17 protein-coding genes, 1 tRNA gene and 1 riboswitch are annotated in these 20,992 nt (G+C 63.5%); of the genes, 2 read left to right on the top strand and 16 right to left on the bottom strand.

What is annotated here, in order from left to right; translation table 11 throughout:
* Positions 1–126: 126 nt before the first annotated feature.
* The gene (locus ABHM97_RS05935; protein WP_349469942.1) at positions 127–717 is read left to right on the top strand and encodes a ScbR family autoregulator-binding transcription factor; all 591 of its coding nucleotides are present in this window, start codon (positions 127–129) and stop codon (positions 715–717) included.
* Positions 718–810: 93 nt separating this feature from the next.
* On the opposite strand, the gene ABHM97_RS05930 is transcribed toward ABHM97_RS05935, so the two are convergent.
* The 12 genes from ABHM97_RS05930 to ABHM97_RS05875 form a co-directional block, all read right to left on the bottom strand.
* Positions 811–886 (bottom strand) — tRNA-Ala (locus ABHM97_RS05930).
* 115 nt (positions 887–1,001) lie between these two features.
* Positions 1,002–1,406, bottom strand: coding sequence for a ribosome silencing factor (gene rsfS, locus ABHM97_RS05925; protein WP_211712230.1), 405 nt, complete (start codon positions 1,404–1,406; stop codon positions 1,002–1,004).
* 58 nt (positions 1,407–1,464) lie between these two features.
* Positions 1,465–2,658 (bottom strand): hypothetical protein, encoded by a 1,194-nt coding sequence (locus tag ABHM97_RS05920; protein ID WP_349469941.1) that lies wholly within the window; start codon positions 2,656–2,658, stop codon positions 1,465–1,467.
* Positions 2,659–2,666: 8 nt separating this feature from the next.
* Positions 2,667–3,332 carry a nicotinate-nucleotide adenylyltransferase gene (gene nadD, locus ABHM97_RS05915; protein WP_308194946.1) on the bottom strand — a complete coding sequence of 222 codons (666 nt, stop codon included), beginning with the start codon at positions 3,330–3,332 and terminating at the stop codon, positions 2,667–2,669.
* Positions 3,333–3,345: 13 nt separating this feature from the next.
* The gene (locus tag ABHM97_RS05910; RefSeq protein ID WP_235520871.1) at positions 3,346–3,585 is read right to left on the bottom strand and encodes a hypothetical protein; all 240 of its coding nucleotides are present in this window, start codon (positions 3,583–3,585) and stop codon (positions 3,346–3,348) included.
* An 82-nt stretch (positions 3,586–3,667) separates the two neighbouring features.
* On the bottom strand, positions 3,668–5,032 hold the full coding sequence (locus ABHM97_RS05905) for a glutamate-5-semialdehyde dehydrogenase (RefSeq protein ID WP_235520872.1): 1,365 nt from the start codon (positions 5,030–5,032) through the stop codon (positions 3,668–3,670).
* Complete coding sequence (proB, locus tag ABHM97_RS05900; protein WP_257367939.1) at positions 5,029–6,210, bottom strand: glutamate 5-kinase; 1,182 nt, start codon at positions 6,208–6,210, stop codon at positions 5,029–5,031. Before proB ends, ABHM97_RS05905 begins: the two co-directional genes overlap by 4 nt.
* Positions 6,200–7,786 carry a GTPase ObgE gene (gene obgE / locus ABHM97_RS05895; protein WP_257367938.1) on the bottom strand — a complete coding sequence of 529 codons (1,587 nt, stop codon included), beginning with the start codon at positions 7,784–7,786 and terminating at the stop codon, positions 6,200–6,202. The genes proB and obgE overlap by 11 nt, the downstream gene beginning before the upstream one ends.
* Positions 7,787–7,920: 134 nt before the next feature.
* Positions 7,921–8,184, bottom strand: coding sequence for a 50S ribosomal protein L27 (gene rpmA / locus ABHM97_RS05890; RefSeq protein ID WP_003803426.1), 264 nt, complete (start codon positions 8,182–8,184; stop codon positions 7,921–7,923).
* 62 nt (positions 8,185–8,246) lie between these two features.
* Positions 8,247–8,555, bottom strand: coding sequence for a 50S ribosomal protein L21 (gene rplU, locus ABHM97_RS05885; protein ID WP_018777818.1), 309 nt, complete (start codon positions 8,553–8,555; stop codon positions 8,247–8,249).
* Positions 8,556–8,930: 375 nt separating this feature from the next.
* Positions 8,931–10,442 (bottom strand): bifunctional hydroxymethylpyrimidine kinase/phosphomethylpyrimidine kinase, encoded by a 1,512-nt coding sequence (gene thiD / locus ABHM97_RS05880; protein ID WP_349469940.1) that lies wholly within the window; start codon positions 10,440–10,442, stop codon positions 8,931–8,933.
* Positions 10,433–10,531, bottom strand: a riboswitch (TPP riboswitch). It overlaps the preceding gene by 10 nt.
* Before the next feature lie 165 nt (positions 10,532–10,696).
* Positions 10,697–13,876 (bottom strand): Rne/Rng family ribonuclease, encoded by a 3,180-nt coding sequence (locus tag ABHM97_RS05875; RefSeq protein ID WP_349469939.1) that lies wholly within the window; start codon positions 13,874–13,876, stop codon positions 10,697–10,699.
* A 471-nt stretch (positions 13,877–14,347) separates the two neighbouring features.
* On the opposite strand from ABHM97_RS05875, the gene ABHM97_RS05870 reads away from it, so the two are divergent.
* Positions 14,348–15,019: a vitamin K epoxide reductase family protein gene (locus ABHM97_RS05870; RefSeq protein WP_284985811.1), complete on the top strand. Its 672-nt coding sequence runs from the start codon at positions 14,348–14,350 to the stop codon at positions 15,017–15,019.
* 89 nt (positions 15,020–15,108) lie between these two features.
* On the opposite strand, the gene ndk is transcribed toward ABHM97_RS05870, so the two are convergent.
* Genes ndk through ileS form a run of 4 tightly spaced genes read right to left on the bottom strand, consistent with a single transcriptional unit; the run spans position 15,109 to position 20,672 of the window.
* A complete protein-coding gene (ndk, locus tag ABHM97_RS05865) occupies positions 15,109–15,528 on the bottom strand; it encodes a nucleoside-diphosphate kinase (RefSeq protein ID WP_062069281.1) in 420 nt (139 codons plus the stop codon).
* Between the two features lie 40 nt (positions 15,529–15,568).
* Positions 15,569–16,021, bottom strand: a complete 453-nt coding sequence (locus tag ABHM97_RS05860) for a DUF4233 domain-containing protein (protein WP_235520882.1) — start codon at positions 16,019–16,021, stop codon at positions 15,569–15,571.
* Between the two features lie 2 nt (positions 16,022–16,023).
* On the bottom strand, positions 16,024–17,385 hold the full coding sequence (locus ABHM97_RS05855; protein WP_349469938.1) for a bifunctional folylpolyglutamate synthase/dihydrofolate synthase: 1,362 nt from the start codon (positions 17,383–17,385) through the stop codon (positions 16,024–16,026).
* A 2-nt stretch (positions 17,386–17,387) separates the two neighbouring features.
* Positions 17,388–20,672, bottom strand: a complete 3,285-nt coding sequence (gene ileS / locus ABHM97_RS05850; protein ID WP_349469937.1) for an isoleucine--tRNA ligase — start codon at positions 20,670–20,672, stop codon at positions 17,388–17,390.
* Positions 20,673–20,992 lie beyond the last annotated feature (320 nt).

Here is a 20,992-nt window from a genome sequence, read left to right as displayed (position 1 = left end):
AACCAAACCGATCAGTCGGTTTTGCCGTAATCGGGTTCACCAACAATGCGGTGGTAGCGTTGTCGGGACGCAAAGCTGCCCGATGCGCCAGCGAGTCCATCCCCCACCGAGAGGCTCTGCATCCCCATGCAACAACGTGCGAAGGACACCAGGCTGGCCGTCATTGAAGGTGCGGCCCGCGTATTCGCGGAGATTGGCTACGGGAACGCCAGCCTGACCGACATCACCAAACGTGCCGGCGTAACAAAGGGAGCCCTCTACTTCCACTTCACGTCCAAGCGGGAACTCGCCCTGGCCGTCATTGAAGAGCAACACGCCCTGGTGCTGGCGTCCGGCGCGGAGATAGTCGGATCCAGCAAGCCTCCCATCGACAAACTCATCAGCCTTTGCCGGATGTTCGGCCAGCAGCTTCTTGACGAACCCATCGTCCAAGGCGGTATCAGGCTCACGTTCGAAGCAACCGCGTTCCAAGCAGATGTGTCCGGGCCCTACGAAGACTGGATCAGCACCGCCGAACAGTTGCTTCGACAGGCCGTGGATGAGGGCCAGGTGCGGCCAGACCTGGATCCCGCGGCCTTCTCCCGGTACCTGATCGCATCCTTCACCGGCGTCCAGATGGTCTCAGATGTTCTGACCGCCCGGAAAGACGTCATGCTCCGGATCGACCAAATGTGGGAGTTCATGCTGCCGGCATTGGGTATGGGCGCCAGTACCTGATTGCCAGGGCGGCGGCAAACCGCCCGGAAGGATCCGGCGAAAGAAAAAGACCCTGCCTGCTCCATGTTTCCCATGAAGTAGGCAGGGTCTCGATGGTGGAGCTGAGGGGACTCGAACCCCTGACCCCCTGCATGCCATGCAGGTGCGCTACCAGCTGCGCCACAGCCCCATATTTTCGCTGCCCAACGCCTGGCATTTCAGCCATCCGCGCCGAAGCAACTCAAATATCTTAGAACAGCGATTCCGAAAATTCCAAATCGGGCATATTCGGTGCCGCGCAGTCCTTAGTGCTCGGAATCCTCCGCGGTGACAGCCTTGGCGGAAGCGTCGTCACCCAGCTCAAGGTCCACCACAGGGCAGTCCTTCCACAGGCGATCCAAGGCGTAGAAGACCCTGTCCTCTGCGTGCTGAACGTGAATCACAATGTCGGCGTAGTCCAGCAGCACCCAACGACCCTCGGAGCGTCCTTCGCGGCGTACCGGACGGAGGTCCTGCTTCAAAAGTTCTTCTTCGATGCCGTCAACGATGGCATTGACCTGGCGTTCCGTCGGAGCCGAGGCAATCAGGAAGACGTCTGTGAGTGCCAGACGCTCGCTGACGTCGAGGGCGACGATATCCTCGGCAAGTTTGCCGGCCGCGGCACGCGCGGCGTGACGGGCGAGGGTGATGGATTGTTCATGTGCAGACACGGGGACTCCTTGTTGTGGCCTGTGGCCTGTGAATGGCGTGAGCCGTTGTTGAGCGGAACTAGCCGCTGGTAATCATGATGATGCCGACGATGAGCGCAACGATGCCCAGTGCGAGGACACCGAACTGCAGCAGCCTGTTGCGCTGGGCCCTGGCCAGGCCGGCCGTGTTGGCATCGAGTGGATCAAGACCGTAGGCAGTGCTCGCCGAGATCGGCGGCCTTTGCTTTTCTTCGCCAGGGTCCACCGGAGGGGCGGACTTCTTGCGCGCCGACCGCGCTACAGCTTCCGCGCGGGCCAGGACGCCGGCACGGCCGCGTGAGCCCGGCTTCTTTCCGGTTGACGGTTCAGCCTCAAGCTTGGGACCGGCGGACGTAATCAGGGGAACAAAGGTTGTGCTGGGCCGCTTCATGACCGGCCGTTCGACACCGGGTACCTTGACGAACTCCAGGGGCGTGACCATGGCAAGGTTATTAGCTGTGGAAGGACCCGAATTCCCGGGGTTTGGCTTACGCGGCTCGGCCTTGGCTTGGTCCGGCGTCGCCTGTTCGGCCAGTTTCTGCTTCGCAGCGGCACGCTTGTTCAACACGGCCGCGCGCTCCGCCAGGGCAATCTGCTGGGCCAACACCTCTGGATCAACTGCCAGGGGGTCCTGCTCGGCAATGTGTTCCAGTTTCGCGGTCTGGTTTTGGACCTGCGCCGCGATCATCTCGCGGACTGCCAGAGCCTGCTCCACCGACATATCGGATTCTGTCGGGCCGCTCTTGCCCGCTCCGTCGGTCGTCGGGGAGGCTGCCGGAGCGGCAGGAGCCGTCGCGGGCTTCCCGGCTTCCGAAGCCGTGACGGGCTTGCCATCGGCCGCCGCTGCGGGCTTGCCCGCGTCCGGTGCCGGAACGATGGGGTTCATGGACGTGGCAACTTCAGCCTGGAGCTGCTGCAACCTCAGCTGGCGACGCGTTGGCGGGCCGCCACCGGAGAGCTGTTCCTCCTTGTCAGCCAGGTCCTTGATGGTCCGGAGGGCTGCCCGATCACGGGCGCGGATCTGGGATGAACGCTCCTGTGCTGTGGGTCCCACAGCGTCCACGGGCGCGTTTGCCGCGCGCCTGTTACGCGCGTTCGGGCGGTCGGCTTCTTCGGCGGCAGCCGCCTCTGCGGGGTCGCTTGACGTAGCGTCCGGCGTTGTTTCCGGGTGCTCTTCCCGGGCACGGCGAAGCTCGCGCCTGCTGCGGATGGGTCGCTGTTCCTGGCTGCTCATTTAAAAACTCATTCAGTACGTGCTTGGTCGTCTGATCCGGATAATGCGGGCGACAGTTCCCCTGCCGAGGGCCGGGGTGCGTACAGCCCATATTTTGCGATGTACTGGACCACTCCGTCCGGCACGAGGTACCACACAGGGTTGCCCGCGCCGACGCGTGTCCTGCAATCCGTGGAGGAGATCGCCATGGCGGGCACTTCGAGAAGGCTGACATCCTCCGTCCGGCCCAAATCGTTCAGTTCGTGTCCAGGGCGGGTCACGCCGACAAAGTGGGCCAAGGACCACAATTCGTCGACGTCTTTCCAGGACAGGATCTGCGCCAAAGCGTCGGCACCCGTAATGAAGAAGAGGTCCGCATCAGGACGGAGTTCCCTCAAGTCGCGGAGGGTGTCGATAGTGAACGTCGGGCCTGGTCGGTCCACGTCCACACGGCTTACGGTAAAGCGGGGGTTGGAAGCTGTGGCGATCACCGTCATGAGGTAGCGGTGCTCGGGCTCGCTGACCTGCTTGTGCGACTTTTGCCACGGCTGCCCGGTGGGCACGAAGACCACTTCATCAAGGTCGAACTTGGCTGCGACTTCACTTGCAGCCACAAGGTGGCCGTGATGGATGGGATCAAACGTTCCACCCATCACGCCCAGCCGAAGCCTGCGCTCCGACTCCCCGCGAGGTATTGCGGCGATAATGTTAGTGGCCCTGGCCGTGGGTGTGCTTGTTGGGGTGCTGGCGGTGCGGATCGGAGTGCTCTTCCACTGCCTCGTGACGATTGCCCAGGTTGGTGTAGGACAGCGTTACGAACATGAGAACCAGCAGCAGGGCAAACATGGAGACGCCGAAGACCCACGGCTCGGCCCACAGCGGGGCGAGTTCCTCGTGGCCGCCTTCTGTCGCGGCGGCAATGGACGTGGCGATCTGCTGAAACAGCATCTTCTCCCCTAGTTGGTTCTCAAAGGATTTCGACGGCGGGACTCCCCGCCGTTCCGGACTTCTGTTCTATGTTACCGCGTTGCTAGCTGCGGATTTGGCCTTCGCCCTGGACGATCCACTTGGTGGTGGTGAGTTCCGTGAGGCCCATGGGTCCGCGCGCGTGGAGCTTCTGCGTGGAAATCCCAACCTCCGCGCCGAGCCCCAGCTCACCGCCGTCGGTGAAACGCGTGGAGGCGTTAACGATCACAGCGGCCGAATCGATGTCCGCGATGAATTTCTCCGCATTTGCCAGGTTGTTGGTGAGGATGGCTTCGGTGTGCCCAGTGGTCCACTTGCGGATGTGGTTTACGGCGTCGTCCACGTTGTCCACCATGGCAACGGCGAGATCCAGGTCCATGTATTCAGTGGCCCAATCCTCGTCGTCGGCCGGGACGGTCTCCACACCGGCGCCCAGTGCAGCCGCGATCCGATCATCCACGTGAAGAGTCACACCCGCGTCGCGGAGTGCCTTGGCCACGGCAGGAAGCACAGTGGAACCGGAGTGCACCAGCAGCGTCTCAACGGTGTTGCAGACACTGGGCCGCTGCGTCTTTGCGTTCAAAAGGATGTCCACGGCCATCTCTTCGCCGGCGGACTCGTCGATGAAGATGTGGACGTTCCCCTCCCCGGTCTCAATGACGGGCACGGACGAGTTGGTCACCACAGTCTGGATGAGCTCGCGTCCGCCGCGGGGAATGAGGACATCCACCCGTCCGCGGGCGCGCATCAGGACGTTGGCGCCCTCGCGGCCGTACTGGTCAACGCTCTGTACCGCATCGGCCGGGAGGCCCACGGAGTCCAGCGCTTCGCGCAGGATCTGCACCAGCGCACCGTTGGTGTGCGCGGCGGCGGACCCACCGCGAAGAATCACGGCGTTGCCGCTCTTGAGGGCGAGTCCCGCGATATCCACGGTGACGTTGGGACGGGCTTCGTAAATGGCGGCCACAACACCCATGGGCACATTGACCTGGCGCAACCGCAGCCCGTTGGGAAGCGTTTGGCCACGGACCACGTTGCCCACAGGATCGGGCAGCCCGGCAAGGTTTTCCAGGGCGGAGACCAAGCCGTCGATGCGGGCGGGCGTCAGCGTGAGCCTGTCCAAGAGCGCCGCGGAGGTACCGTTGGCACGGCCTACGGCAACATCTTTGGCATTGGCTTCCAGCACATGCTTACGGTTTTCCACCAGGGCTGCGCCGATCGCACGCAGGCCGCGGTCCTTCCAGGCACGGTTCGCCTGGCCCATGCGTCGGGCAGCCTTCCGGGACCGGTCGGCGATTGCGTGTACCGCAGCCTGGACATCCTCAGGCGACAGTGGAGCGCCGCCTGCCACAGGGTTCTCCGGCGTCTGGCCGGCAGTACCGGAAACGTCGGAGATCACAGGGGCGTCGGGAGTCAGCGCTTCAGTCATGCTCCAAGTTTAGATGAGCGCGGCGCCCCCAGGAGCACCAGATCGTCAACATGAACAACTTCGCGGTCATAACCACGGCCCATGGCTTGGCCGAGCTCCTGGGTAGTACGTCCCAGCATCCGCGGCAGTTCCTCCGAAGAGTAGTTCACCAGTCCGCGGGCCACCACGGTTCCGTCATGCCCAACCATCTCAACAGGATCCCCGGCTTCGAAGTCGCCGCTGATATCCGATATCCCCGCGGGCAGGAGCGACCTGTGCCGGTCGCGCACGGCTTTCACGGCGCCGTCGTCGAGCATCAAGCGGCCCTGAACGGTCGCCAAGTGGGCCAGCCACAACAGGCGCACCGGCTTGCGGTTTCCGTTCACGGCAAACCACGTCCCCACGTCCTCGCCGGCCAATGCAGCCGCGGCGTTGGCGGTAGAGGTGACCAGTGCATGAATACCGGAACCGGCGGCGATGGAGGCAGCCTCCACCTTGGTCATCATTCCGCCCGTTCCCACACCGGCTTTGCCCGCCTTGCCAATGGTGACGTCTTCAAGGTCCTGCGGACCGCGGACCAGCGGAATCCGCTGCGCACCCTGGGACGGCGGACCGTCGTAGAGGGCGTCGACGTCGGACAGCAGCACGAGCGCGTCGGCGCGGACCAGGTGGGCCACCAACGCAGCCAGCCGGTCGTTGTCGCCGAAACGGATTTCGTGGGTAGCAACAGTGTCGTTTTCGTTCACGACCGGTACCACGCCGAGGTTCAGCAGCCGATCCAAAGCACGGAAGGCATTGGTGTGCTGCGTGCGGCGCATGAGGTCATCGGCCGTCAACAGGACCTGGCTGACAGTGATCCCATGCGCGCTGAAAGCCTGCGTGTAGCGGGCCATCAGGAGTCCTTGCCCAACGCTGGCTGCTGCCTGCTGCGTAGCGAGGTCCTTCGGGCGCTTGGCAAGGCCCAACGGAGCCAGGCCCGCGGCGATGGCACCAGAGGAGACCAAGATGATTTCGGTGCCCGCATTGCGCTGATGGGCCAGGGCGTCAACCAGTCCCGCGAGGGACTTCTCGGAAATACCGCCCTTGATACTCGTCAGCGACGAGGAACCCACTTTGACGACAATCCGCTTGGCGGTGGCCAGTGCGTTGCGTTCGAGGCCCTCGGCGGAGTTCGGTGCGTCGACGGTCCTAGTCGTCATCACCGGCGTCCAGGTTGCTTTCCTTCACGGCCTGGGCACGCCGGCCGCTGACGGACTCGGTCCAGATGCCCGCCTTGCGCTCAGCTTCAAGCTCGGCACGCGCAGCAGCCTTGGCTTCACGGCGTTCAACCTGTTCTTCGCGCTTCTGCGAACGCGTGGGCCGGTCCCCGATGTCGGCAACGCGGATGTCCGTGCCGCGCGGAGTTGCCAGGAGCTCGGCGCCGGCCATCATGGTCGGCTCCCAGTCGAAGACAACGCCGTCGTCTTCACCGATGACCACGGTGTCGCCCGGCTTGGCACCGACCTTGAACAGTTCGGTTTCGACGCCGAGCTTCGCCAGCCGGTCGGCAAGGTATCCAATGGCTTCCTCGTTGGTGAAGTCGGTCTGCTTGACCCAGCGAACGGGCTTCTCGCCCAGGACACGGAACAGCGGCTCGAGGTTCTTTTCTTCGCGGCGGATCTTGAAGCCGGACTCGTTGACCGCGCGCGGACGAAGGACCGGAGGAGCGACCTTGGGGGGCGCAGTCGCGACCGCATCCCGCGCGGCCTTGACGATCTCCGCCATGGCGAAGCCCAGTTGGCGCAGGCCTTCGTGGCTCGTGGCCGAGACTTCGAACACGCGGTATCCGCGGGCTTCGAGGTCCGGACGAACGAACTCAGCCATGTCCTTGCCGTCCGGAAGGTCCACCTTGTTAAGGACAACCAGCTTGGGGCGCTCGTTCAGCGGAACCACCTCGCCGTCCACACCGGCGTAGCTCATGTCCACTGCGTACTTGTCGAGTTCGGCCTCGATAATCGCCAGGTCGGACAAAGGATCCCGATCGGATTCCAGGGTTCCGCAGTCAAGGACATGCACCAGTGCGGCGCAGCGCTCCACGTGGCGCAGGAAGTTGTGTCCGAGTCCCTTGCCGTCGCTTGCTCCCTCGATAAGGCCCGGAACATCGGCAATGGTGAAGCGGACATCGCCGGCCTGGACCACGCCAAGGTTGGGGATGAGGGTGGTGAAGGGGTAATCGGCAATCTTGGGCCGGGCAGCGGACATGGCTGCGATGAGGCTGGACTTGCCGGCGGACGGGAAGCCAACCAGGGCGATGTCGGCAATGGACTTCAGTTCCAGGACAATATCGCTGGATTCGCCCTCGATGCCCAGGAGGGCAAAGCCGGGAGCCCGACGCTTCTGTGAGGACAGTGAGGCGTTGCCGAGGCCACCCTGGCCGCCAGCGGCAGCGATGTACTCGGTACCTTCGCCCACGAGGTCAGCCAGGACTTCGCCGTCCTTGGTCTTGACCACGGTGCCATCGGGTACCGGAAGGATCAGGGTTTCGCCGTTCTTGCCACCGCGCCAGTCACCCATGCCCGGACCACCATTTGTAGCGTGGCGGTGGGGTGCGTGGTGGTAGTCGAGCAGGGTGGTGGTCTGGGCAGACACCCGAAGGATGACGTCGCCACCGTTGCCGCCGTTACCTCCGTCGGGGCCGCCGAGCGGCTTGAACTTCTCCCGCTTAACAGAGACACAGCCGTGGCCGCCGGTTCCGCCGGATACGTGCAGGACTACCCGGTCTACAAAGCTCGCCACGTGGATCTCCTCAGTTGCTGTTGTACAGCGTTGTTGCAAAACCAGTGCGCCCAAGCGCCCCAGTCGATTGTAATGCGGTTAAAAGAACGGTGGAGCGGGCCGTTTGGCCCGCTCCACCGGTTCAGAACTTGTTGTTACTCTGCAGCTGCAGCAGCAACGATGTTCACTACGCGACGGCCGCGGCGAGTACCAAACTCAACCGCACCGGCCTGGAGAGCGAACAGGGTGTCGTCGCCACCGCGGCCGACGCCTGCACCGGGGTGGAAGTGGGTTCCGCGCTGGCGAACGATGATCTCGCCTGCGGAAACTACCTGACCACCGAAGCGCTTGACGCCCAGGTACTGAGCGTTGGAGTCACGACCGTTGCGAGTGGAACTCGCGCCTTTTTTGTGTGCCATGTGAAATGCCTGCCTCTAAATTTCTGGGGAAACTGAAAAACCTGAACAGCGTGTAACGAAAGTTACGCGATGCTGGTGATCTTGATCTTGGTCAGTTCCTGACGGTGACCCTGACGCTTCCGGTAGCCGGTCTTGTTCTTGAACTTCTGGATGACGATCTTCGGACCACGGAGGTCTTCGAGGATCTCAGCCGTAACCTTGACGTTGGCCAGTTCCGCAGCTGCGGAGGTGACCTTGTCGCCGTCAACCAGGAGCAAGGCGGGCAGCTCAAGCGTGCTACCGGCTCCACCGGGGACGCGGTTAAGCGTTACGTAGTCTCCAACGGAAACTTTTTCTTGGCGGCCGCCTGCGCGGACAATCGCGTACACCACTTGGGTACTCACTTCTCTCGACGTTTATAACTAAATTTGCGTGCGGAACCTGAACCGGAATCAGGCTTGGTTCGCGCTGTGCCTCAACGCCGTGGACTTCTGAACGAAGTCCGCGAGTCATCCCATGAACAATTCCAAGGGGCATAACCCAAGTGTTGGCGTAAGCACCGAAGATCAAGATTACGCTAGTTTGACCTTCAGCTGCAAATGAGGCCGGGTCCGGAGGCTACCACGTGACTCGCGTCACCAGTTGTAACGGACTCTCCCGGCACCGTGCCCATACAGCCTACAGGGTTTGGGCACGATTAACGCGATTTGCCCTGCGACGCGCGGCGAGCCTCGCAAATTACCCGCCCGGACGCCCAACCGGAGAGGTCAGGAGAAAACACGTGGCGCGTCGAAGAAGGCAGTTTCGTAGCGGCAGGACTGGGTGAAGGCTTCCATCATGGCCTCGCGATCCGCCGGCGAGGCCGCAAGGGCCGCCGCGTCCGTGAGCTTGATCGCAGTCCTGGTTGCCTCGGCGAAATCTTCGTCGGCGTACGTCTTCAACCACTCCGCGTATGCGTGGTCCACAGGGGAACCTGCTTCCACGTAGGCGTGGTGCAGTTTTTGGCCCACTTCCGCGTACAACCAGTAGCAGGGAAGAATCGCCGCCAGCAGCACTGCGTAGCTTCCCGATGCCGAACAGGCCAGCAAATGGTCCACATAGGACTTGGTCACGGGACCCGTTGTCCCGGACACGTCGCGGCTGCTGAGCCAGTTCCTGTGCAATTCCGACTCGACCTCCAAGCACTGCATGGAGCCCTTGGCCCAGAACAACTGCTCGTCTTCAGTAGGGGCCAGGGCGCTGGCCCGGGCCAGGACCCGGGAGTAGCCGTTGAGGTAGATCGCGTCCTGTGCCAGGTAATAGCCGAAGGCGGATTCCGGCAGGCTGCCTTTCTGAAGGCCATCGATGAAGCCAAGCCGATGGATCGCGTCGAGCTCCGCGCGTGCGTGTTCCCACAAAGTCGCGGCGAACTCGCCAGGCCTCAGACCCCGCTGGTGGTGGAAGTGGTGGATCGGCCCGCTTCCTCGTCCTACTTCCAACGCCCCGGAGTGCCTCAAAGCCTCAAGCAACCAGGGCTTCACCTCCCGCAGTGAAGCTTCCCAGTCCCCCGTGCTGACCTGCACCGTGGCCAGGGCGGACGACAACGAACACCCTGTGCCGTGGCTGTTCCGGGTATCGATGCGGGGCCCTTCGACCTCGACCACGTCCTGCCGCAGCAACCCGCTCGTATTCACCAAAGCATCAGGACACGCGGTTCCCGCCAAGTGGCCGCCCTTCACCAGGACCGTGTTCCCGTACTCAGCGGCCAACCGCTTACCCTGGTCCAGCGCCGAAGCCCAGTCCGTAGCTTCCGCCTCGCCCAGCAGCACTGCCAGCTCGGGAAGGTTCGGGGTCAGGAGGTCTGCCAACGGCAGGAGCGAACGCAACGCCTTCTCAGCGGACTCGCGCAGGAGCCTGTCTCCACTGGTTGCCACCATCACCGGGTCCAGGACCACGACGCCGGGACGCACCTTTTCGAGCCAGCTGCGGACTTCGTCGATGACCTCAGCGTCGCCGAGCATGCCGATTTTGACGGCGTCAATCTCAATGTCGTTGCTGATGGCGTCCAGTTGTTGGCGCAGAAATTCGACGGGGGGCACGTGGACGGCGCTGACGCCCACGGTGTTCTGGGCTGTGAGGGCGGTGATGGCAGCCATGCCGTAACCACCGTGGGCCGCGATGCTCTTCAAGTCCGCCTGGATTCCTGCCCCACCGGATGGGTCAGAGCCGGCGATACTCAGCACCCGCGGGGTCGGCCTGCCTGAAGCGACCGGGTAGACAGGAGAATATGGTGCAGTCATGGGGACATCCCTTCGCCGGTGCTAACCGGACAGGTTCAACGGGTCTGGATCTCAGCCCGGCCCAACGCCAGGCACCCCGTGTCTGTCCCCCAGCCTAACCGGGAAGCAGCCCGGCCCGGGAACAGCGCTTCGTAGGGGCCCGGATATGACCCATTGACGTCCCCAGGGTCTGGCCATGGACGTCCTGGACATGCAAAAGACCCCGTAGCGACTGCCGGGGCAGTTGCTACGGGGTCCGATAAGCACTGTACGAATCAGAGCTCGGAAGCCGGCACGCCGACTCCCAGGATGATGGGCTCGTCTGCGGGTGCCTTTTTGGCTGGTTCCACAGGGGCCTTGGCCTCGTGGGACGAACCTTGTGGCGCCGACGCAGTCACTTCATGGTGTTCAACGCTGGTTTCGTTGGCCGCACCTTGGGCCCTGCTTGCGCTGCGGTTACGGCGACCTCGGCGACTCCCGGACGTCGAAGCGGCTTCCCGATCCTGCTCAGCGGCCCGAGCCGGGGCTGCCACCTTCGGGGCAGCAGCAGGTTCGCGGACGGCAGCTGGTTCCGCTTCCGCCTCCGGCGCCGCTCCCAGGTGGGAGAATGCCTCCGCCAGCAGATCCAGGCTCATTGCCGGTTTGGCCGCTTGGGGTTCGTCCTGGTGTTCAACGAACGGCAAAGCGACTTCTTCGCCTCCGAAACGCAGGACCGGGGTGGAGCGTGCTTCCCGGACTGCTGCCTCGTGGGCCGTTGATTCTTCGTCGTTGCCATGAACGACGGGTTCGTCGGCAGCCGTCTGATGCGTTGACCGCGCCAGTTCCTCTGCACGGTGAACCTCGTCGTCGTGCAGGTGGGCAGCGTGCGCTGCAGCCGCGATGGTAGCCAACGCCGCGCGGGTTGCCTCGGCCTTTGCCTGGCGCGCAGGGTCCTGCGGTTCAGGGTGCGTTGGCGAGGCCGCAGGCGCCGCCGGCGCAGACTGAACCGGAGCGGGGGCTTCGGAAACAGCCTGTCCCCCGCCCTTGCCTCGGCGGCGCTTCCGTTCCGTACGGGCCGCCGGTTGCTGCTGCTGCGTCTCCGTGTGCGGGCGGTGGTGCTCAGCGGCCACAACGTTGGCACGGCGGTGTTCCACCGGCTCATCGTGTGTCACGACGCCACGGCCGGCGCAGTGCTCGCACTGCTCGCCGAAGACCTCGAGGAGGCCGGTGCCCATGCGCTTACGCGTCATTTGTACCAGGCCCAACGACGTGACTTCGGCGACCTGGTGCTTGGTCCGGTCGCGGCCAAGGCACTCAACCATGCGGCGCAGCACGAGATCGCGGTTGGATTCCAGGACCATGTCGATGAAGTCGATGACAATGATGCCGCCGATATCGCGCAGGCGCAGCTGGCGGACTACTTCCTCGGCAGCTTCGAGGTTGTTCTTGGTGACAGTCTCTTCGAGGTTGCCGCCGCTGCCGGTGAACTTGCCGGTGTTGACGTCCACCACGGTCATGGCTTCGGTGCGGTCAATGACCAACGAACCACCCGAGGGCAGGAAGACCTTGCGTTCCAGGGCCTTGTGGATCTGCTCGTCGATGCGCCAGGCAGCGAAGATGTCCTGGTCCTTGGTCCACTTCTCGAGGCGTCCCACCAGGTCAGGGGCAACGTAGGTCACGTAGGCCTCGATGGTGTCCCATGCGTCGTCACCGGAGACGATCAGCTTGGAGAAGTCTTCGTTGAAGACGTCGCGCACTACCTTGATGGTCAGGTCAGGTTCGCCGTACAGCAGTTCCGGTGCAAGGACCTTGGTTGAGGAGGCTTGCCCCTCAATGCCCTCCCACTGAGCGCGCAGGCGGTTGATGTCGTGCGTCAGCTCTTCTTCCGATGCACCTTCAGCCGCGGTACGGACAATGACGCCGGCGTTTTCCGGCAAGCGGTCCTTGAGGATGCGCTTGAGGCGGTTGCGTTCAACGTCCGGCAACTTGCGGGAGATACCTGTCATGGAGCCGCCCGGTACGTACACCAGGTAGCGGCCCGGCAGCGAAATCTGGCTGGTCAGCCGGGCACCCTTGTGACCCACGGGGTCCTTGGTGACCTGCACCAGGACAGAATCGCCCGACTTCAGGGCGTTCTCGATCCGGCGCGGCTGGCCTTCAAGGTTGACAGCATCCCAATTGACCTCGCCGGCGTACAGCACGGCGTTACGGCCACGGCCGATGTCCACGAACGCGGCTTCCATGGAAGGCAGTACGTTCTGGACCTTGCCGAGGTACACATTGCCGATCAGGGAGTCCTGTTGTGTCTTGGACACGAAGTGCTCAGCCAGGACGCCGTCTTCGAGTACGCCGATCTGGATTCTGTCGTCGCGCTGGCGGACGATCATTTGGCGGTCTACCGACTCGCGGCGCGCAAGGAACTCGGCTTCCGTGATGACCTGGCGGCGGCGCCCGGTTTCGCGGGACTCCCTGCGGCGCTGCTTCTTGGCTTCAAGCCGCGTGGAGCCCTTGACGCTTGCGACACGGTTGGACGGAGCTGTTTCGGTGATGGGCCGGGGCGCCCGGACACGGGTCACCGTGTTGGGCGGGTCGTCATCCGTGCCACCGGTCAGTTCAAGATCCTGGTCACCACGGCGGCGACGACGGCGACGACGCGACGTTACGCCTTCTTCGAGGGCTTCCGCTGCCGGGGCTTCGTCATCATCGGACTCGCTGGGGCCCTCGGTTTCGTTCTCTTCGCGTTCCGTTCCACGCCTGCCGCGACGGCCACGGCTCCGGCGACGACGGCGGCTGCCGGCGTCATCGAGCTCGTTGTCCGTGCTGGACTCGGCCTCTTCTTCGGCTTCCGCGGCCTTCTCTTCCACGGCCGCAACGCGCGGTACGGTGGTGAGGTCCGGAGCCTGGAAAATCATCGACGTGATGGACACCGGCTCAAGGAAAAGGGACGTGGACGCAGCCGGGGTCTCCTCCTCAGCGGGAGCCTCCTCGTCCGCAGGAACCGGCGCATCAGCAGCAGCCGGTGTTGCGGCAGCTGCCTCAGCAACAGGTTCGACGGGCTGGGAGCCGGGCTCCGGCGTCGTGGTTTCTTCAGCGGCCGGCGCCTCTGCTGCTTCAGCCTTCGGCTTTGCCGTACGACGACGGCGGACCGGCTTTTCGGGGGCGGGCTCGGAGGCAGCTTCGGGCTGGCTCTCGACTGCGGCGGCCTCCGGGGCGCCAGCGGCTTCCTCGCCCAAGCCGGGGAGCGGCTCGGCAGGTTCGACCTTCTTGCGCGACCGGGTCCTGCGCACCGGCGGGGCGGCCGCTTCCGGGGTATCGGTCCCCTCGACAGCTGCAGGCACTTCAGCGGTGGGCGACTCAACCGCGGGAGTTTCCTTGGGCGCGGCCTTGCGGCGGGTCCGGGTGGTCTTCTTCGGCACTTCCGCTGTTTCCGCGGAAGCTGCCTCGTCATTAACGGCTACAACCTGGTCTTTATCCATATGTGGCAACACTCCTGCCCCAGCGACGCCGCCACATCCGGCGCCCGGTGGGGCAAATATTGTCAAAACCCGCAGGCGTTGACAGAAGTCGGTAGTTTGCCTTCCGGTTCGCACCATCATTGGGGTGCGGCAGCCCTGGAAGGCCGGTGGCCCTGTCCTGAAACCCGTTGTTCTGCTGCCACAACCAGGTGCCGTCCATTGTCATGGCGGGCCTACCGAGGATCACGGGATCCGGGGCATGCCCAGCTCATACTGGCGGTCTTGGGAACAAGTCACCGGACCGGATTCCGAATGTGGGTCGAAAACCGGCCATGTTCATTCTCTCACACCCCTGCACCTTCGCGGGGTAACCGCCTGTGTCGCCGCACTCCCGCTACAGGCTGGGGGCCTCCCCCAGCCTGCGGCGCTACAATCCTCCCAAGAGCCCTTCCCGCCCCGCCGGGCCACATATCGAAAAGGATCAGATCCGCGATGCCGAGCACCGCCAGGGGAAACCTGGCCAAGAATGCCTCCACGCCGGTGGAAGAACAGTCCACCGTGCACGCTGCACTGCCCAAGACCGTGCGGGACAAGCCCTTTGCGTGGCTCCTGCTGATCACCGGCGTCATCGGCTGGCTTGCCTCCGGCGCGCTGGTCCTGGAAAAGCTGGAAGTACTGAAAGACCCCAACCACGTCACCGTCTGCGATGTAAATCCCTGGATTTCCTGCGGCAAGGTCATGGAAACTCCCCAAAGCTCGGTGTTTGGCTTCCCGAACATGTTCATCGGGATTGTCGCGTTCGCCGTCATCATCACCACCGCCATGGGCCTCCTTGCCGGCGCAAAGTTCTCCCGCTGGTACTGGTTGGGGCTGCAAACCGGAGTCACCCTGGGCTTCGCCTTCGTTGTCTGGCTGTGGTCCCAGGCCCTCTACGTCATCAACGTCCTGTGCCCGTTCTGCATGGTGGTCTGGGCCGTCATGATTCCTTTGTTCGTCTGGGTGACGATCCGGAACATCTCCACCGGGGTCATCAAAGCACCGCCGGCACTGGCTAAACTGCTGGGTGATTCCGGCTGGATCATTGTGGCACTGCTCTACGTCGCCGTCGCCGCCACGATTTTCTTCGCATTCCTTCACGTGTTCGCCGGGACGTCCGGCTACTAGGGAAACACGCGCAAACTCCCGCCAGATGATGGAAAAGGCCAATGTTCGACTCGAACATTGGCCTTTTCCGTCATCTCGGTGGGGCGTTCTTAGCCCTCGAACCAGATCTTGATCTCGCGCTCAGCGGAATCAACGGAATCCGAACCGTGGACCAGGTTCTGCTGGACCGCCAGGCCCCAGTCGCGGCCGAAGTCGCCACGGATGGTGCCCGGTGCCGCAGTGGTGGGGTCCGTAGTTCCTGCCAGCGACCGGAAGCCTTCGATCACACGGTGGCCCTCGAAGACCGCAGCGATGACCGGTCCGCTCAGCATGAACTCGACCAGGGGCTCATAGAACGGCTTGCCGACGTGTTCCTCGTAGTGCTGTTCCAGCAGCTCGCGGGTCGCGTTGACCTTCTTCAGCTCCGCCAGGGTGTAGCCCTTGGCTTCGATCCGGGCGAGGATGGTTCCGCCCAGGTTACGGGCGACGCCGTCGGGCTTGACCAGGACGAGGGTCCGTTCAATGCTCACAGTTGCTCCAATGTGGTTGGTCAGTGGTTTTCATGCCAGTTTACGGGGTTTGGGTGCCTGCTTCGTCACCGTGGGCCGCATCCCATTCCGCCTGCTCACGGTCCCGTTGCGCCACTTCGCGGTCAATGCGCATCCCTGCCCTGATCCCATACCACCAGCAGATGGCAAAGAGGATGCCGACAATGAACATCGTGGGCTCAGCGAAGCCCGTCAGGATCAGGACCAGTTGCAAGCCCCAGCCGACTGCTATGCCCCAGGTTTTGGACAACACTGCGCACGTCAGGACCAGCACAACGCTCAACGCGATGCCCACGCCCAGGATGATGCCCGGGTCCACCTCGCCGCGCTTCAGCCCAAAGACCGCCAGGGTGCCGAAGAACGCCACGAAGGCCTCCAGCAGAAGCACCGTGGACGCGAACATCACCTTGGTGGACCGACGTTTCTTCGGCATGCCCGGCCGCCATTCGCGCTGGGCCTTCGTCATCTTGGCCACGCTCAGGCACCTGCCTTTCCGAGCAGGATTCGAGCCTCTGCAACCACGGTGATCGATCCGGTCACCAGGACGCCACCGGCGAGGTCGTCGTTGGATTCGGCACGCTCCACAGCCCATTCGAGGGCGTCGTCGAGCTTCTCCGCGATATGTACGTTGTCCTCACCAAAACCGAGGTCGACGGCGAGTTCGGCCAGTTCCGCAGCGGGAACGGCACGTGCCGAGTTGGACTGGGTGAAGCAGAATTCCTCGGCGAGTCCGCCAAGGGACTCTTTGAGGGTTTTCAGGATCTCCTCGGCATCCTTCTCCCGCAGGATGCCCACAACCACCACCAACTTGCTGAAGCTGAAGGCCTCCTGGATGGCCTCGGCAGAGACCCGGATTCCATCCGGATTGTGGGCAGCGTCCACCACCACAGTGGGAGCGGTCCGCACCACCTCAAGGCGGCCGGGCGACGTCACCGTGCCGAATGCTTCCTTCAGCACCTCGGCGTCGAGCTCCTTCTCTCCCCCGCCGAAAAATGCCTCAAGGGCAGCCACGGCAACCGCGGCGTTCTCGGCCTGGTGGGCGCCGTGCAACGGCAGCAGAAGATCCTCGTAGCGACCGGCCAGGCCTTGGATGGTAAGGACCTGGCCGCCGACGGCAACACTGCGGGATTCCACACCGAACTCGACACCCTCGAAACGGAACGGAACGTCCACTTCGCGGGCCTTTTCCAGGAGGACCTGGGCCGCGTCAACCGGCTGCGCAGCGCTCACCAGGAAGCCACCGGGCTTGATGATGCCCGCCTTTTCGTAGGCGATGTCCTCGGTGGTGTCGCCCAGCAGGTCCGTGTGGTCAAGGGAAATCGGAGTGATCACCGAGACCTGTCCGTCGCCCACGTTGGTGGCATCGGTGATGCCGCCCAGGCCAACTTCCATGACGGCAACATCGACGGGCTGGTCGGCGAACACCGCGAAGCCCAGGATGGTCAGGCATTCAAAGTAGGTCAGGCGCGGCTGGTTGTCGGCAACCAGTTCGCTGTCCACTATTTCCAGGTAGGGGCGGATCTCGTCCCAGATGCGGACGAACGTCGCGTCCGGCACAGGCTCACCGTCGATACTGATGCGCTCAGTGACCTTTGACAGGTGTGGGCTGGTGTACCGCCCGGTGCTCAGCCCATGGGCGCGCAGTCCGGCTTCGATCATGCGGGCAGTGGAGGTCTTGCCGTTGGTGCCCGTGATGTGGATGATCGGGTACGCCTTGTTGGGCTCTCCGAGCACGTCCATGGCACGGAACAGCGGCGCCAGGCGTGGCTCCATCTTGTTTTCCGGTGCCCGGCCAAGGAGTTCCGCGTAGACGCTTTCCACTGAGAATTCGTCAGTCATGATCAGGCCCCTGCCTTTGCGACGGTGACCTGCGGTTCGTCGACGCCGGCAACCAGGACTTCGAGTTCCAAGGTGAGTGTCTCGGTCTTGACCAGCTCAGCGTTGGCTTCCAGGGCGTCGACGACGTCCTGCGCGGCCTGAACAGAGGTGCGGATGCGGTCACTGACATTGAGTCCAGCGTCCTTGCGTGCCTGCTGGATGGCCCGGACCATGTCGCGGGCCAGCCCCTCGGCGGCAAGTTCGGGCGTGACCTCGGTGTTGAGGACCACAAAACCCCCACCGGGCAGGACGGCGGCAGCGGCAGCACCGCCGTCGGCCGACTGGGCCACCACTGTTTCCAGGGTGTATTCGTGGGGCTCGAGCTCAAGGCCGCCGGCCACCACGACTCCATCGTTCACGGACCAATCGCCCGACTTGGAGCCCTTGATGGCCTGCTGCACGTTCTTGCCCAGGCGCGGACCGGCAGCCCGGGCGTTGACCACGAGTTTCTGCTCGATGCCGAATTCTTCCGGCGAGGCAGAGGAAGCGTCCATGAGGCGCACGGAGCGCAGGTTAAGTTCATCCGCGACGACGGCGGCAAAGCCTTCCAGCGCATCCGCGCCCGGTGCCACGACGGTCAGTTCCTGCAAGGGCAGGCGAACGCGAAGGTTGGCGGCTTTGCGCAAGCTCGAACCCGTGGAACAGATCTGCTGGACACGGTCCATGGCTTCGACGAGTCCCGGGTTGGACGGGAACAACGCAGCGTCAGGCCAGTCAGCCAGGTGGACCGAACGTCCGCCCGTCAATCCGCGCCAGATCTCCTCGGAGACAAGCGGGAGCAAGGAGGCGGAGACACGGCAGATCGTTTCGAGGGCCGTGTACAGGGCGTCGAAGGCATCAACGTTCTCGTCGAAGAATCGCTGGCGGCTGCGCCGGACGTACCAGTTGGTGAGCATGTCCAGGTAGCTGCGCAGTTCGTCGCAGGCACCGGAGATGTCATAGCTGTCCAGGCTTGCCGTGACGTTGCGGACCAGGTCCCCCGTGTTGGCCATGAGGTACTGGTCCAGCGTGTCGGAGTAGCCGTCGTAACGCAGCTTCGCGTCGTACCCAGCACCGCCGTTGGCGGCATTGGTGTACAGCGTGAAGAAGCTGTATACGTTCCACAGCGGCAGGATGACCTGCCGCACGCCGTCACGGATGCCCTGTTCGGTGACGATCAGGTTGCCACCGCGCAGGATGGGGCTGGACATGAGGAACCAGCGCATCGCGTCGGAACCGTCGCGGTCAAGGACCTCGGACACGTCCGGGTAGTTGCGCAGGCTCTTGGACATCTTTTGCCCGTCGGAGCCCAGCACGATGCCGTGGCTGATGACGTTGCGGAACGCCGGCCGGTCAAACAAAGCCGTCGAAAGGATGTGCAGCATGTAGAACCAGCCACGGGTCTGGCCGATGTACTCCACGATGAAGTCCGCAGGGTTGTGGGTGTCGAACCATTCCTCGTTTTGGAACGGGTAGTGGACCTGCCCGTAAGGCATCGAGCCGGAATCGAACCACACATCCAGCACGTCCTCGACGCGGCGCATGGTGGACTTGCCCGTGGGGTCGTCCGGGTTGGGCCGGGTCAGTTCATCGATGAACGGACGGTGCAGGTCCACCTGTCCTTCGTTGTTGACAGGAAGCCGGCCAAAGTCCGCCTCAAGGTCGGCCAACGAGCCGTAGACGTCGGTGCGCGGGTACTCGGGATCGTCCGACTGCCACACCGGGATGGGCGAACCCCAGTAGCGGTTGCGGCTGATGGACCAGTCACGTGCGTTCTCCAGCCACTTGCCGAACTGGCCGTCCTTGACATTGCCGGGGATCCAGTTGATCTCCTGGTTCAGCTCGGACATGCGGTCCTTGAACTTGGTGACTTCCACGTACCAGGAGGACACAGCGCGGTAGATCAAGGGGTTACGGCAGCGCCAGCAGTGTGGGTAGCTGTGCTCGTAGCTGGCCTGGCGCACCAAGCGGCCATCGGCGCGGAGAACCTGCGTGATCGGCTTGTTGGCATCGAAGACCTGCAGGCCGACGATTTCCGCGAGGCGGCCATGGGCGAACAGGGGAAGGAATTTGGCTCCCTCATCCACGGAAAGAACCACCGGGATGCCGGCTTCTTCACAGACTTTCTGGTCATCTTCACCGTAAGCCGGAGCCTGGTGAACGATGCCCGTACCGTCGGTGGTGGTGACGTAGTCCGCAACGAGGATCCGCCAGGCATTCTGGGTCCCGTACTTTTCGGGATCGGCGAAATCGTTCCAGAGCGGTTCGTACTCGAGGCCTTCCAACTGGGCGCCCGTGTAAGTGGACACTACAGCGGCAGCTGCGGCAGCGGCGTCGTCGTACCCCAGGTCCTTGGCATAGGAACCCACGAGATCAGCGGCCAGCATGAAGCTGCCGGATACCGGCGCCTCAGCGGAAGCGGCCTTCACGCCGTTCGGTCCGGCAGGCAGCACCGCATAAGAGATGTCAGGCCCGACGGCGAGCGCTGCGTTGGTGGGCAGCGTCCAGGGCGTCGTGGTCCAGGCGAGCGCCTGGACGCCTTCGAGTTCCTTGGAAAGCGCGGAGCCGTTGGCCTTGATGGGGAACGTGACCGTGACTGTTTGGTCCTGGCGGTTCTTGTAGACGTCGTCGTCCATGCGGAGCTCATGGTTGGACAGTGGCGTCTCGTCTTTCCAGCAATACGGAAGGACGCGGTAGCCGTTGTAGGTCAGGCCTTTCTCGTGCAGCTGCTTGAAAGCCCAGAGGACCGACTCCATGTACTCGACGTTGAGGGTCTTGTAGTCGTTCTCGAAGTCCACCCAGCGGGCCTGGCGGGTGACGTAGGCCTTCCATTCGTTGGCGTACTTCATGACTGAGGCACGGCAGGCATCGTTGAACTTGTCGATGCCCATGGCTTCGATTTGGGTTTTGTCCGTCATGCCGAGCTGCTTCATGGCCTCAAGCTCTGCTGGCAGTCCGTGGGTGTCCCAGCCGAAGCGGCGTTCCACGCGCTTGCCCCGCTGGGTCTGGTAGCGGCCCACGAGGTCCTTGGCGTAGCCCGTCAAGAGGTGGCCGTAGTGGGGCAGGCCATTGGCGAAGGGAGGGCCGTCGTAGAAGACGAATTCGTTGCTGCCGTCCTTGCCCGCATCGCGCTGGTCGATGCTGGCCTGGAAGGTGCCGTCTTCATCCCAGTATTTGAGGATGCGTTCTTCGATCTCCGGGAACTTCACGGAAGCGGACACGCCGTGCGTGCCGGAAGAAGACGCTGAGGCCTTGGGGTAGTGGGTCATCTCATATCCTGTGATAGCTGGTTGACTGTCAGGATGCGAGGACGGCTCCTGTGACGCTTGTCAGCGACACGGGTACCGCGGTACCACCTCACTTACCGGGACACAGAGTCCCGGCCTCTCATTACTGCTGTGACGGGCTTACCCGTCCGGTTCTACTGGGCACTGGCCGCCACGTGGACGATCTGTGCTGTTCTTCCGGAAGCTCACCGGTGATGGCCGGGTCAAAGCTTGTCCCCCAAGTCTAGCGGCAGCCGGGCTCCTTGCTCTACTCGGCAGTTCCTCCTCCATATGGGCTTCAGGTGCGGCCCATGAATAGACTC

It is taken from the genome of Paenarthrobacter sp. CAP02, from assembly GCF_040137855.1.
GTDB lineage: Bacteria > Actinomycetota > Actinomycetes > Actinomycetales > Micrococcaceae > Arthrobacter.
The sequence above is the reverse complement of the archived record's forward strand: the minus strand, read 5'-3'. Positions and strand labels throughout refer to the sequence as shown.